9 protein-coding genes and 1 tRNA gene are annotated in these 13,160 nt (G+C 67.8%); 6 read left to right on the top strand and 4 right to left on the bottom strand.

What is annotated here, in order from left to right; translation table 11 throughout:
- Positions 1-259 precede the first annotated feature (259 nt).
- Entirely contained in the window at positions 260-1,699 is a 1,440-nt protein-coding gene (locus ASG59_RS20985; RefSeq protein ID WP_200938231.1) for a TylF/MycF/NovP-related O-methyltransferase, read from the bottom strand.
- A 385-nt stretch (positions 1,700-2,084) separates the two neighbouring features.
- Between ASG59_RS20985 and ASG59_RS16590 the strand changes: the two genes are divergently transcribed.
- Positions 2,085-4,217, top strand: a complete 2,133-nt coding sequence (locus tag ASG59_RS16590) for a fused MFS/spermidine synthase (RefSeq protein WP_244475736.1) — start codon at positions 2,085-2,087, stop codon at positions 4,215-4,217.
- Positions 4,218-4,679: 462 nt separating this feature from the next.
- Here ASG59_RS16590 and ASG59_RS16585 read toward each other — a convergent pair.
- Positions 4,680-4,755 (bottom strand) — tRNA-Ala (locus ASG59_RS16585).
- A gap of 122 nt (positions 4,756-4,877) precedes the next feature.
- Here ASG59_RS16585 and ASG59_RS16580 point away from each other — a divergent pair.
- Positions 4,878-5,180 (top strand): YggT family protein, encoded by a 303-nt coding sequence (locus tag ASG59_RS16580; protein ID WP_055882822.1) that lies wholly within the window; start codon positions 4,878-4,880, stop codon positions 5,178-5,180.
- 44 nt (positions 5,181-5,224) lie between these two features.
- Positions 5,225-6,271: a MaoC family dehydratase gene (locus ASG59_RS16575; protein ID WP_056410162.1), complete on the top strand. Its 1,047-nt coding sequence runs from the start codon at positions 5,225-5,227 to the stop codon at positions 6,269-6,271.
- 15 nt (positions 6,272-6,286) lie between these two features.
- On the opposite strand, the gene ASG59_RS16570 is transcribed toward ASG59_RS16575, so the two are convergent.
- Positions 6,287-7,090, bottom strand: coding sequence for a TSUP family transporter (locus ASG59_RS16570; RefSeq protein ID WP_055882817.1), 804 nt, complete (start codon positions 7,088-7,090; stop codon positions 6,287-6,289).
- 36 nt (positions 7,091-7,126) lie between these two features.
- Complete coding sequence (locus tag ASG59_RS16565; RefSeq protein ID WP_055882815.1) at positions 7,127-7,726, bottom strand: L,D-transpeptidase; 600 nt, start codon at positions 7,724-7,726, stop codon at positions 7,127-7,129.
- A 377-nt stretch (positions 7,727-8,103) separates the two neighbouring features.
- On the opposite strand from ASG59_RS16565, the gene ASG59_RS16560 reads away from it, so the two are divergent.
- From ASG59_RS16560 to ASG59_RS16550, 3 genes are all read left to right on the top strand, one after another.
- Complete coding sequence (locus ASG59_RS16560) at positions 8,104-8,454, top strand: hypothetical protein (protein ID WP_056410160.1); 351 nt, start codon at positions 8,104-8,106, stop codon at positions 8,452-8,454.
- A gap of 264 nt (positions 8,455-8,718) precedes the next feature.
- Entirely contained in the window at positions 8,719-9,894 is a 1,176-nt protein-coding gene (locus tag ASG59_RS16555) for an efflux RND transporter periplasmic adaptor subunit (protein ID WP_156387605.1), read from the top strand.
- 3 nt (positions 9,895-9,897) lie between these two features.
- Complete coding sequence (locus ASG59_RS16550) at positions 9,898-13,053, top strand: multidrug efflux RND transporter permease subunit (RefSeq protein WP_055882811.1); 3,156 nt, start codon at positions 9,898-9,900, stop codon at positions 13,051-13,053.
- Positions 13,054-13,160 lie beyond the last annotated feature (107 nt).

Here is a 13,160-nt window from a genome sequence, read left to right as displayed (position 1 = left end):
TTGTCAGTTAAGCGATCTCCTTTTGGGACTCGTTGCTCTACGGGAGCACGCCGCGCGTTATCGGCAAGGATCGCTGCGCGCTATCGGCAAGGGTCGCCGTCGCGCGACCTGGCGGGTCGCGATCGCTTCGCAGGCGTCGGTGGACCGCTGCGGGCCATCCGCGTCGCATCCCATCCGTGCGTGGATCGCCCGCCGATGCCGGAGCTTGGGCCGCTTCGTGACGCCCGCAGGGCGGCGGCGGTGCTCCGCGAGCGGCTCGCTAGCGGGCCGCGCTGATCGCCGTGGCCGCCGGGAAGCCGATGGTGTGGATGGTCACGCGCGACAGGCCGGCTTCCACCGGCAAGGTCCAGAAATCGGCGCCGAACTCGGTGTGGACGACGAAATCGTCGCCCGTCTCCGCCGGATTGCCGTGATAGCTCTTGGGCAGACCGGCTCGACCCCGCGACAGCCGGCCTACGATGACCGGCACGGTGTAGCAGATCGCGCCGCCCGGCTTCAGGACCCGGGCACATTCCCGCAGCGCATGCGCCGGGTTCTCGATGTGCTCGAGCGTGTCCGAGTGGACGACGAGATCGAAGCTTTCGTCGGGGTAAGGGAGGGCGTGCATGTCGACCTCGGGATAGGCGCCGAAGGTGTAGCCCGGCATCTTGCGAAGGTATTGGCTCAATCCTCCCGCTTCGTTGAGCTCCAGGATCCGGATGCGCGAGGCGGCCCTGGAGGCGACGAACTCCCTCAATGTCTCCTGCGTGCCGAGGGTCGCCACGATCGCCTTGGCCAGCGCGATCGACCGAAGGTTCGCGCCGCAGTCGGCGCAGCATTCGCCCTGCTGCCGATTGACGTAATGCGTCTCGTGTTCCGACAGCTGCCACTCGTCGATCAGCGCGTCCCACAGGACGGGCCGGACAGGCCGGAAGCGATCGCTGCCGCAGGCGAAGCACCAGGGCGCGTCTGTCTTGGACGACGGTCGTTCCAGGCGTCTCGGCGGCGCAACCTGCGAGGCCGACTCCGGCTTGATCATCAGGCCCTGACCGGTGGGCAGCGATGCGATGGTGATGTTCTTGGCGGCCGCGAAGGCATCCATCGCGATCTTCTGGGTGCGATAGCCGTAGTACGCGTAATCATCGAGGAGGATCGGCGCTCCGGGTACGATCCTGTCCCAGAAGTATTCGAGGGCGGCGACTTCGGGAGGCGAGCAATTCATGTCGATGTGGATGAAGGCGATCGTCTCCGGCGTCGCCTGGGGCAGCGTTTCGGGTATGGCGCCCTCGATGATCCTGACGTTTCGCCAATCTGCGAAATTCGCATGCGCGAGTTGCGATCCGGTGACGAGAAATCCCGCGTCGCGCTCGCGCTGGGTGCGCTCCAGGACGCCGCTCCTCCGTTCTTCGTCGGAGACATAGCGCGGATCGACGCCGGTGAACGTGTCCATCAGGTAGAACGTGCGGCCGGTCGTGTCCCAATCCAGCATCTGCATGATGGCGGAGCTGAGGAACCCGCGGTTCACGCCGCATTCGACGAAATCACCCTGGAGGTTCGACGCGTGGCGCGCGGCCCACAGGCCGATGTGGACCCGCCAGTACCACTTGTAGTCCTGTCCCGCCGCCTGGACCCCGCGGGCGTAAGCGCCCTTGAAGTCCGCATCGTCCAGGAATTCGTGGTTGTGGATCGTCCTGAGACCATCGAAGTCATATGCGGTCATCGTCGATCGTCACCTGCGAGGCGGTCCGGACACGGCCGAGGGTGGATGGCCCTCCCAGGGGTGTCAACGCCGTCCGGCGCGACGACGTGCGAAGGAACGCGCCCCTGACCGCGACCCCCGACCCGATGCGGACCGGAGCGGTTCTCGGGATGCGTGTCTCCCGACTTCCGCTCGCGTCGCGAGCGCGACACCAAGATTTAACGGCGGCTCGGTAATCGAGGGCGGGAGGACGGAGCGAATTTGGCCGATGACGACGCTGACGGTTAAGGCTGGGCCCGTCCGATCCGGCCCCTCGGCCCGCCTCGCCGCGTTCCTCGGCCTCTACACAGCGACGATCTTTCTCTCGGCCTTGCTGCTGTTCGGCATCCAGCCGATGTTCACGAAGATGGTGCTGCCCGTCCTCGGTGGCTCGCCGTCGGTGTGGTCCGTCGCGATGGTGGTGTTCCAGGCGCTGCTGCTCCTCGGGTACGCCTATGCGCACGCCCTCGTCCGGTACTGTCCCCTACGGATCGCCGCCGCGGTCCATGTCCTCGTGATGGTCGGCGCGTTTGCGGCACTGCCCATTCAATTGGCTGCCGGATGGGGAAAGCCGCCGGCAGACGGAGAGGCCGTTTGGCTCCTGGGCCTGTTCCTGGCCTCCGTGGGACTGCCGTTCTTCGCGCTTTCGGCCAACGGACCACTCCTGCAGGCCTGGTTCTCCCGGTCGGGCCATCCGCAGGCCGAAGACCCCTACTTCCTGTATGGCGCGTCGAACATCGGCTCGTTCCTGGCCCTGATCGCATATCCGCTTGCGGTCGAACCGTTCGTTTCCCTGCAGGATCAGAGCCGAGCCTGGACCTTCGGCTTCGCGGGCCTGGCGGCCGTCATCGCTCTCTGCGCCACGACGGCAACGCGCATGGCCGCAGGCACGGACCGGAGCGCGCGGATACCTTTGCTCGCGACCACGCCGGCGAACGCAGGAGCTTTGTGGCGCGAGCGCCTCGCCTGGGTGGCCCTCGCCTTCGTGCCCTCCGGGCTTCTGGTGGCGGTGACGGCGCATATCTCCACCGACGTCGCGGCGGCGCCCCTCCTATGGGTGGTGCCGCTCGCCTTGTTCCTGCTGACCTTCGTCCTGGCGTTCCGCGACCGGATGGTTCCGTCCCAACTCGTGCTGTCCGGCCTGCAGGTGATCGGGACCGCGTTGGCGCTGTTTCCGATGATCTCCGCGACGTCCCTGTTCGTCGGGCTGGCACTCCATCTCGGCCTGTTCTTCGTCAACGCCATGATCTGTCACGGGGCGCTCTACCAACGCCGGCCTGCGGCCGGGCGGCTGACGGAGTTCTACCTCTGCCTGTCGTTCGGCGGCATGCTGGGCGGCATCTTCTGCGCCCTCGTCGCACCGCGCCTCTTCTCCACGGTGCTGGAATATCCCATCCTCCTCGTGGTGGCGCTCGCCTGCAGGCCGGACCTGGCGGCACTGTCGCGGACGTCGCCGCGGGACGGCTGGCGGCGTATCGTGCTGGCGGCCACGCTCCTGGCGGCCGGGTCTGCCGTCACCGTCTCGATGCTGCCAGCCTCGGCGCTCGTCTTCGGCCTGCTGGCGTTGATCGCTTTGATGATCGCCCAGTGGCGCAAGCCGCTCGTGGTCGCTCTTGCCGGTCTGACCCTCGCCGTGAGCACCGCCCATCTCCAGAGGTCGGCGTCCGAGACCACGGCGTTCCGGTCGTTCTTCGGCATCCACAAACTGTCCATGTCGAGCGACGGCCGCTTCCGGATGCTCAACCATGGCACGACCCTGCACGGCGCCATGCGGGTGACCTCCGACGATGGAACCCCGTTTCTGGGCCGACCGGAGCCGGTGACCTACTACGGAATGGACGGCGCGATGGGCACGGCCATCGCGGCATCGCGAGCCAGCCACGGGGGCACGTTGGGAGCGGTCACGGTGGTGGGGCTGGGGGCAGGCAGCCTCGCCTGCCACGCGGTCCCCGGCGAGGCGTGGACTTTCCTGGAGATCGATCCCGAGGTCGTCCGCATCGCGAGTGACCCGACCCTGTTCCGCTTCCTCGGCTCCTGTGCCCCGCAAGCCCGGATCGTCGTCGGCGATGCCCGGCTGACCCTCGCGGAACAGACGGGGGCCAACGCCCTGATCGTGGTCGATGCGTTCTCGTCGGACGCGATCCCGAGCCACCTGCTGACCCGCGAAGCGCTCGGCCTCTATGTCTCGAAACTCGAACGGGATGGGGTGATCGTCATCCATATCTCCAACCACCATCTCGAGTTGCGTCACATCCTCGCTCGCGCAGCTGCCGACAGCGGATTGGTGACCTATGTCCGGGACGACTCGGGCAGGACGTTTTCCCAAAGCACCTTCATCGCTCCGAGCGTCGTCGTCGCGATGGCTCGCACGGACGGTGACCTGGAGGCTCTCCATCGGCGCGGCGACTGGACGAAGGTCATCCCCGACAACCGACGCACGCCCTGGAGTGACGATTTCAGCAACATCGTCGAAGCCATGGTCGACAAGGTTCGGCGCTGAACGGCGCGTCCTCTATGGACTCGAGGTCGCCCGCGGGGCCTGTCTGCGATCGGGTCGAAGCGGGTCGAGTGTCGGAGAGGTCGGCACGGGCGGTTCAATTTCGATGTGTCCGTGAAAACAGGGGAGGATCAGTCGCGCAGGCCGACCGGAACGCGAGCTGAACTCCTGTCCGTAGAAGCGGTGGGGGAAGGGTCAGCATCACCGGCCGCCACAGATGCGCTGAGCGGCATCGCTGACGATGAAAGCCGCACCACGACCGGCGCTCAGGCCTGCCAAACGGCATCTATCGCCGTACATCCGCGGGGACGGCTTATAGCCTGGCTCAGACTAGGCCGTGGCCCAGTGCTTCAAACGGCGCAGTAAACGAAAAAGACGGCCCCTCCAAAAGAGGCTCCGCCTAAACCACCTAAATCAAATGATTATTCCACAAAACCACCAGCCCTCCATTTCATGTGGACGGCTTGGTGGAGCTGAGCGGGATCGAACCGCTGACCTCCGCAGTGCGATTGCGGCGCTCTCCCATCTGAGCTACAGCCCCGTTCCGAGGTGCGAGCCTTCTAGGCTCGGGCGCCTCGGCCTGTCAATTCCGTAAAATTCCCGCCGCCGCCGCGCCTGCCGGTGCCCTCCGGGCGGGCCGCTTCGAGGACATCGGAACCGCGCATGAACGCCTTCATCTGGCTCTTCGACACCGTGGTCCAGCTCTACATCTACGTCCTGATCGCGAGCGCGGTCCTGAGTTGGCTCGTCGCCTTCAACGTGGTGAACGTGCGCAACCCGATCGTGTCGCAGATCGGCGAGGTCTTGTACCGGCTGACCGAGCCCGTGCTCCGGCCGATCCGCAACATCCTGCCCAATCTCGGCGGCGTCGACCTCTCGCCGATCGTGCTCGTGCTCCTGCTCCTGTTCGCGAGCCGCCTGCTGCACGAGTTCATCCCGACCCAGACGGTGGTCTACACGCGCTGACGACGGCCGACATTCTCGCAGGCATTCTCGCAGGAACGACGCGCATGAAGACCAATCCCGGCCGCTTCTTCGAGGACTACCGCCTCGGCGAGACCATCCGCCATGCCACCCCGCGCACCGTGACGAGCGGCGATGTCGCCCTCTACACCGCGCTCTACGGCCCCCGTTTCGCCGTGCAGTCGTCGGACGCCTTCGCCCGCGCCATCGGCTATCCGCAGAGCCCCCTCGACGACCTGCTGACCTTCCATGTCGTCTTCGGCAAGACGGTGCCGGACATCTCGCTCAACGCCCTGGCCAACCTCGGCTATGCCGAGGGCGGCTTTCGCCGGCCGGTCTATCCGGGCGAGACCCTGTCCACGGTCTCGGAGGTGATCGGCCTCAAGGAGAGTTCGAACCGCCAGACCGGAGTGGTCTACGTGCGATCCACCGGCTCGGACGCCAACGGCGAGACGGTGCTGAGCTACTGCCGCTGGGTGCTGGTGAGGAAGCGCGACCCGGAGGCCGCGATCGCGCAGGAGCACGTCCCGACCTTCGCCAAGGTGGTCGACCCGGTCGATCTCGCCGGCGCCCTCCCCCCGCTGAACACGGCCGCCTACGACCTCGATCTGGCGGGCAGCCCGCACCGCTTCTCGGATTACACGGTCGGCGAGAAGATCGACCACGTCGACGGCATGACCGTCGAGGAGGCCGAGCACCAGATCGCCACGCGCCTCTACCAGAACACCGCCAAGGTGCATTTCGACGGGTTCGCCGCCAAGGACACGCGCTTCGGCCGCCGCCTGATCTACGGTGGCGTCGTCATCTCGCTCGCCCGCGCGCTGAGCTTCAACGGGTTGGGCAACGCCTTCGCGCTCGCCGGCATCAACGCCGGCCGCCACGTGGCGCCGCTGTTTGCCGGCGACACCGTCTATGCCTGGAGCGAGGTGCTGGAGACCGCCGAACTCCCTGGGCGCACGGACATCGGAGCGCTTCGCCTGCGCACCGTCGCCACCAAGAACCAGGCTTGCGGCGCCCATCCCCACATGGTCGGCGACGGCTACGACCCGGCCGTGATCCTGGACCTGGATTATTGGGCGTTCATTCCGCGCTGACGGTTGCGACAGGCCTTATCCTGCGGACAGGGCCGCCGTCACCGCCTGCCTGAGCGGGTTCTCCGGGTTCGACAGCAGCCGCAGCGCCATCGCGCAGGCGATGGTCACCAGCAGCGGCCGGATCAGGCGGGCGCCGAGCCGGATCGCCAGGACCGAGCCGATCTGGGCGCCGATGAAGGCGCCCAGCGCCATGGCGAGGCCGATCGGCCAGACCACGTGGCCGCCGGCCGCGAACAGCGCGAGGCTGCCGAGATTGCTCGCCGCATTGGCGAGCTTGGTATGGGCGGTGGCCCGCACCACACCGAGCCCGAGCAGCGTCACGAAGCCGATCATGTAGAAGGCGCCCGCTCCGGGGCCGAACACGCCGTCGTAGAAGCCGACCGCCGGCGCCACGCTCAGGGCGAACACCCCCGGCGTCAGTCGGGCCGCCGCGTCCTCGCTGCTCATGCGCTTGGCGAAGGCGAAGTAGAGGGCGATGCCCACGAGCAGGATCGGCACCGCCGCATCGAGGACGGCGCGCGGCAGCAGGCTGACGCACAGCGCGCCGGCCACCGAGGCGATCCCGGCGCAGAGCGCGATCTTCCAGGCGGCGGGCCAATGGATCAGCCCGCGCCGCGCGAAGGCGATGGTGGAGGAGACCGCCCCGGCGCTGCCCTGGAGCTTGTTGGTGGCGATGGCCGCCACGGGGTCGAGCCCGGCCAGCAGCAGCGCGGGGACGGTGATGAGCCCCCCGCCCCCGGCGATGGCGTCGACGCAGCCCGCCGCCACGGCCACCGCGAACAGGGTCGCGACCAGGCTGATGTCGATGCCGAGGATCATGGTGTTTCCGGTGAACGGCCCTAGGAGGCGGGCGCCTCAGTTGCGCACGATCACCCGCGTTCCGACCTTCACGCGGTCGTAGAGGTCGACCACGTCCTTGTTGGTCATGCGGATGCAGCCCGACGAGACCGCGGCACCCATGGTCTCCGGCTCGTTGGAGCCGTGGATGCGGTAGAGCGAGGAGCCCAGATACATCGCGCGGGCGCCGAGCGGGTTGTCCTGTCCCCCGGCCATGAAGCGCGGTAGGTCGGGGCGGCGGGCCAGCATCTGGGCCGGAGGCCGCCACGACGGCCATTCCCGCTTCATGGTGACGGTCTTCTGGCCGGACCAGGAGAAGCCCTGCCGGCCGACCCCGACTCCGTAGCGCACGGCCTGGCCGCCGCCGAGCACGTAGTAGAGCCGACGTTGGCTTTGCGAGACCACGACGGTGCCGGGTTTCTCGGAGCCCTTCCACGCCACCGTCTCGCGCGGGATCGCCTGCTCGCGGAAGATGTTCATGAAGTCGGCGATCGGGCCGCTGTCGAACGGATTGGCAGCCTGGGCCGGCGTACCGGCGGCGATCAGGGCCGCGAAGGCGGATGCCGCGATCGAGCGGGAAGAGCGCAGGAAAAAGGGGCGCAGGAAAAAGGGGCGCATGGTCGTTCTCTCTCGTGTGGGGGGCGGACCAAGGCTCGGGCGGGCGAAAACCATCCCGGCGGCCCGTGGCCGGCCCGACCTCGATCGGTCGAGTCGCGTGACGGGGGCCAGCCTTGTCCGGCCCGGACTCGGGGGTCAAGGCGTTCGGGGGCCAGGGCCTCCGGGCAAGGCGTCCGGGGATCGAGCCATCCGCCCGGGAACGGCCCCGGATCGGTCTTTTTTCAGCGGCCGACAGGGTCCGGTGCCGGGTCGACAGAATGTCGCAGGGAGTTGCGGCCCGGCGGCGGCGGCCCCAGAGTCTGCCGGTGCAACCCACTCGGATCATCGTCGCGACGCCGCATTTCTCGGGTGAGCGCAGGAACCAAGGCGCCGGACCGGTGCGTGGCGCGTTCGTGCGCGCACGGGTGTCCGGCCTCTTGTTCTTCAGGTTCCTTGCGGTCGGCCTGATCGTTCTCGCGTCCTTTGGCGGCTTTGGCCCGACCGACACCCAGCCGCTCCCGCATTGGCGCGCGTCGCCGGTGTATCTCGCCGGCGCGGGTATGGACGGGCTCGTGCCGGTCCATGTCGCTGGCGAGGTCGCCGACGAAGGGGTCGGCGTTCATCAGGCGGTCCGCGAGCCGGTGGCCGCCATCGACGCGGCGGACGCTCTGTTCCGGGTGGCGCAGGGACCTGGTCCCGCCGGCCGCCTCGGCCAATGGCTTCCCGACAGGCCTCCCCGGGCTATCTAGGCTCCCGCTGGGCTCTCGCCCTCGTGACCGTGCGCCGTTTCGGCCGGTCGCGATCCCCCGTCGCCGCCGCATCCTCGCCATGTCCGGCGTGCAGCGTGCATGGGGCTTCTTATCGATCACCCTCGCGGGCGTTTCGCGGGTCTTCGTCGACCGGGCTTCATCCGATGCCGCCGGTCATTCGCCTCGCGTGCCTCATTCAGGAGCATCCCGATCGTGCCTTCGTCCCACCGGCCCTGGCCGACCGTCGTCTCGGCGGCTCTCCTGATGACCGTCCTCACCGGTTGCAACCAGAAGCAGCAGGCCGCCGCACCCGCCGCGCCGCCGCCGGAGATCAGCTACGTCACGGTCAAGCCGCAGCCGATCCCCTATCAGCGCGACCTGCCCGGCCGCGTGGCGCCGATGCGGATCGCCGAGGTGCGGGCCCGCGTCGGCGGCCTCGTGGTCAAGCGGACTTTCGAGCAGGGCAGCCAGGTCAAGGAGGGCGACGTCCTCTACAAGATCGATCCGGCTCCCTATCAGGTCGATCTCGCCAGTGCCGAGGCCGTGCTGGCCCGCACCGAGGCCGCCCTCGTCCTTGCCTCCCAGCAGGCCGAGCGCCTCGAGACGCTGCTCTCCCGCCAGACCGCCAGCCAGGCGCAGTACGACAGCGCTTACGCCGCGCAGAAGCAGGCCGAAGCCGAGGTGGCCGGTGCCAAGGCGTCGCGCGACAGGGCCCGGCTCAACCTGAGCTACACCGACGTGCGCGCCCCGATCTCGGGCCGGATCGGACGGGCCCTCCTCACCGAGGGCGCCCTCGTCGAGCAGGGCGGCACCGCCAACCTCGCCACGATCCAGCAGCTCGACCCGATCTACGTGGACATCACCCAGTCGGTCGGCGAACTGACCAAGCTGCGGCGGGATCTCGCCAGCGGCGAACTCGATCGTCTCGCCCACGACAGCGCCAACGCGCAACTCATCATGGACGACGGCTCCTTCTACCCATCGGCGGGCCGCGTCCTGTTCTCGGACGTGACCGCCGACCCGAGCACGGGCCAGGTCACCCTGCGCGTGCTCTTCCCCAACCCTAACGACGACCTCTTCCCCGGCATGTACGCCCGCGCCCGCATCAAGCAGGGCATCGACAAGGACGCCATCGCCGTGCCGCAGCAGGCGATCCAGCGCACCAACGACGGCAAGGCCGAGGTCTGGGTGATCGGCAAGGACGACAAGGTGATGCTCCAGCCCGTGGAGGTCGGCCCGATCGTCGAGAACAACTGGCTGATCCGCGAAGGCCTCAAGCCGGGCGAGCGCGTCGTCGTCGAGGGCGTTCAGAAGATCAGCGCCGGCATGGTGGTCAAGCCCGTTCCCGCCGACGGCGAAGCCAAGGGCACGCAGGCGGATGCCGGGGACAAGGCGTCTCCCGGGGCCCCTGCCCCCGTCACGGAAGCCGGGGTGCGCTGAGCCATGGCATCCTTCTTCATCGACCGGCCGGTCTTCGCCTGGGTCGTCGCCCTGTTCATCTGCCTGGGCGGCGTGCTGGCCATCCCGATGCTGCCGATCGCGCAGTATCCGGTGATCGCGCCGCCCTCGATCGCCCTCTCCACCGCCTATCCCGGCGCCTCGGTGGAGAACCTCTATACCGGCACCACGCGTCTCATCGAGGACGAGCTCAACGGGGCCGCCAACATCCTGAGCTTCGAGAGCGCCAGCGACGCCTTCGGCGTCGTCGAGATCACGGCGCAGTTCAAGCCGGGGACCGATTCGAGCCTCGCCGGCGTCGAGGTGCAGAACCGCCTCAAGCGCATCGAGGCGCGCCTGCCCGCGGAGGTGCGCCAGCAGGGCACCCTGGTGGAGGAGGCCTCGGCCGCAACCCTCAACATCATCACCCTGATCTCGCCCGACAAGTCGATGGACGAGATCGCGCTGGGCGACTTCCTAATCCGCAACGTCATCAACGAGATCCGCCGCATCCCCGGCGTCGGCCGCGCCACGCTCTATTCCACCGAGCGGTCTTTGCGCATCTGGGTCGATTCCGACAAGCTGCGCGGCCTCTCGCTCAACGCCTCGGACGTCTCCAAGGCCATCACCAACCAGAACGTCCAGATCGCCTCGGGCGCGGTCGGCGCGCAGCCGAGCCCGTCCACCAACCCGGTCAACTTCCCCATCATCGTCAAGGGCCAGATGACGGCGCCCGAGGAGTTCGGCGCCATCGTGCTCCGCGCCAACCCGGACGGCTCCACCGTGCGCCTGCGCGACATCGCCCGGATCGAGCTCGGCGGCGAGGACTACAAGTTCACCACCCGCCTCGACGGCGGCCCGGCCGCGGGCATCTCGGTGACGCTCGCCCCGGACGGTAACGCCCTCGAGACCGCCAAGGGCATCCGCGCCAAGATGGAGGAACTGTCGCAGTTCTTCCCCTCCAACGTGAAGTGGGACATCCCCTACGACATCACGCCCGCCGTCAACGCCTCGATCCACAAGGTGCTGATGACGCTGATCGAGGCGGTGGTCCTCGTGTTCGTGGTGATGTTCATCTTCCTGCAGAACATCCGCTACACCCTGATCCCGACCATCGTCGTGCCCATCGCGCTGATGGGCACCTGCACCGTCATGCTGCTCGCCGGCTTCTCGGTGAACGTCCTGACCATGTTCGGCATGGTGCTGGCCATCGGCATCCTCGTCGACGACGCCATCGTCGTGGTCGAGAACGTCGAGCGCATCATGAACGAGGAGGGGCTGCCGCCCAAGGAAGCCACCCGCAAGGCCATGGACCAGATCACCGGGGCCATCATCGGCATCACCCTGGTGCTGGTGGCGGTGTTCATCCCGATGGCGTTCTTCCCCGGCTCGGTGGGCATCATCTACCGGCAGTTCTCCATCGCGATGGTGACCTCGATCGCCTTCTCGGCGCTCCTGGCCCTGACCCTGACGCCCGCGCTCTGCGCCACCCTGCTCAAGCCCATCGAGAAGGGCCACGGCCATTCCAAGGGCGGCGTCTTCGGCTGGTTCAACCGCGTCGTCGACCGCGAGACCGCCCGCTACGGACGCGGCGTCTCGGCCTTCATCGCCCGCTCCGGGCGGGTGATGGTGATCTACCTGATCCTGGTCGCCGGCCTCGCCTACGCCTTCGTGCGCCTGCCCGAAGGCTTCCTGCCGGTGGAGGACCAGGGCTTCTTCACGGTGGACATCCAGACGCCGCCGGGCTCGTCCTTCAACCGCACGGAAGCGGCAGTGAAGAAGGTCGAGGAGCATCTCCTGGCCCAGCCGGGCGTGGCGAGCGTAACCATCGTGAACGGTTTCTCGTTCTCGGGACAGGGCCAGGTCACGTCCCAGGCCTTCGTCACCCTCAAGCCCTGGGGCGAGCGCGACGCGGCCAATTCCGCCGCCAACCTCGTGGAGGGGACCAACAAGGCGCTGTCCGGCTACAAGGATGCGATCATCCAGGCGCTGGAGCCGCCGCCGATCGACAACCTCGGCAACGCCTCGGGCTTCAGCTTCCGCCTGCAGGACCGGGCGCAGAAGGGCTACTCGGCCCTGATGGCGGCGCAGGAGCAACTGCTCTCGCTCGCCAAGAAGAGCCCGATCCTCACCAAGGTCTACGTCGAGGGCCTGCCGCCGGCCCCCCAGGCCGAACTCGTGATCGACCGCGAGAAGGCCGCTGCGCTCGGCGTCGACTTCGAGGAGATCAACAACACGATCCAGGTCAATCTCGGTTCGGTCTACACCAACGACTTCCCGAACCGGGGCAAGATGCAGCGCGTCATCGTGCAGGCCGAGGACAGCCAGCGCCTGAAGGCGGCCGACATCCTGAACTACGGCGTCAAGAACGCGCAGGGCACCATGGTGCCGATGTCGTCCTTCGCCGACCTGAAGTGGAGCGTCGGCCCGGCCCAGATCATCGGGTTCAACGGCTACCAGTCGGTGCGCATCACCGGCGAGCCTAAGCCCGGCTACACCTCGGGCGATGCCATCGCCGAGATGGAGCGCCTGATGGAGCAGCTGCCCAAGGGCTTCGGCTACACCTGGACCGGGCAATCGCTCCAGGAGAAGGAGGCCGGCAGCCAGGCGTCGCTGCTCCTGGCCCTCTCGATCCTGATCGTGTTCCTGTGCCTGGCCGCTCTCTACGAGAGCTGGTCGATCCCGTTCTCGGTGCTGCTCGTCATCCCGCTGGGCGTCGTCGGCTCGGTGGCGGCGGTGTACCTGCGCGGCCTGCCCAACGACGTCTATTTCAAGATCGGGCTCATCACGATCATCGGCCTTTCGGCCAAGAACGCGATCCTGATCGTGGAATTCGCCAAGGACCTCTGGAAGCCGGGCAAGTCCCTGGTCGACGCCACGGTGGAGGCGGCGACCCTGCGCTTCCGCCCGATCGTGATGACCTCGCTGGCCTTCATCTTCGGCGTGGTGCCTCTGGCCATCGCGTCCGGTGCGGCTTCGAAGAGCCAGCAGGCGATCGGCACCGGCGTGCTCGGCGGCATGATCTCGGCGACGGTATTGGCCGTGATGTTCGTGCCGGTGTTCTTCGTCGTCGTGATGCGGCTGTTCCGCGTCAAGCCGCGCGGCGCCGAGGAAACGGAGGCGGAGGCGAGGCCTTCGGCTCACCCCGCACCGGCGGAGTAGTACCAAAAGACCCTCCCCCATTGCGGGGGAGGGTCAGCCCACGAAGTGGGTCGGGAGAGTGGGGCACAGGCCCCTGTCCCGAAAGGTCGTCGCGGTTTCCCTCACTT

The sequence above is a fragment of the Methylobacterium sp. Leaf466 genome, from assembly GCF_001425565.1.
Lineage (GTDB): Bacteria > Pseudomonadota > Alphaproteobacteria > Rhizobiales > Beijerinckiaceae > Methylobacterium.
Note: the sequence above shows the minus strand (reverse complement) of the source record. Positions and strands in the feature narration are given on the sequence as shown.

What these genes read in the sequence shown, in the direction of transcription:
- ASG59_RS20985 (WP_200938231.1), bottom strand. Translation starts at nt 1,699, where the DNA reads ATGACCGCATATGACTTCGATGGTCTCAGGACGATCCACAACCACGAA.
- ASG59_RS16590 (WP_244475736.1), top strand. Translation starts at nt 2,085, where the DNA reads ATGGTGCTGCCCGTCCTCGGTGGCTCGCCGTCGGTGTGGTCCGTCGCG.
- ASG59_RS16580 (WP_055882822.1), top strand. Translation starts at nt 4,878, where the DNA reads ATGAACGCCTTCATCTGGCTCTTCGACACCGTGGTCCAGCTCTACATC.
- ASG59_RS16575 (WP_056410162.1), top strand. Translation starts at nt 5,225, where the DNA reads ATGAAGACCAATCCCGGCCGCTTCTTCGAGGACTACCGCCTCGGCGAG.
- ASG59_RS16570 (WP_055882817.1), bottom strand. Translation starts at nt 7,090, where the DNA reads ATGATCCTCGGCATCGACATCAGCCTGGTCGCGACCCTGTTCGCGGTG.
- ASG59_RS16565 (WP_055882815.1), bottom strand. Translation starts at nt 7,726, where the DNA reads ATGCGCCCCTTTTTCCTGCGCCCCTTTTTCCTGCGCTCTTCCCGCTCG.
- ASG59_RS16555 (WP_156387605.1), top strand. Translation starts at nt 8,719, where the DNA reads ATGACCGTCCTCACCGGTTGCAACCAGAAGCAGCAGGCCGCCGCACCC.
- ASG59_RS16550 (WP_055882811.1), top strand. Translation starts at nt 9,898, where the DNA reads ATGGCATCCTTCTTCATCGACCGGCCGGTCTTCGCCTGGGTCGTCGCC.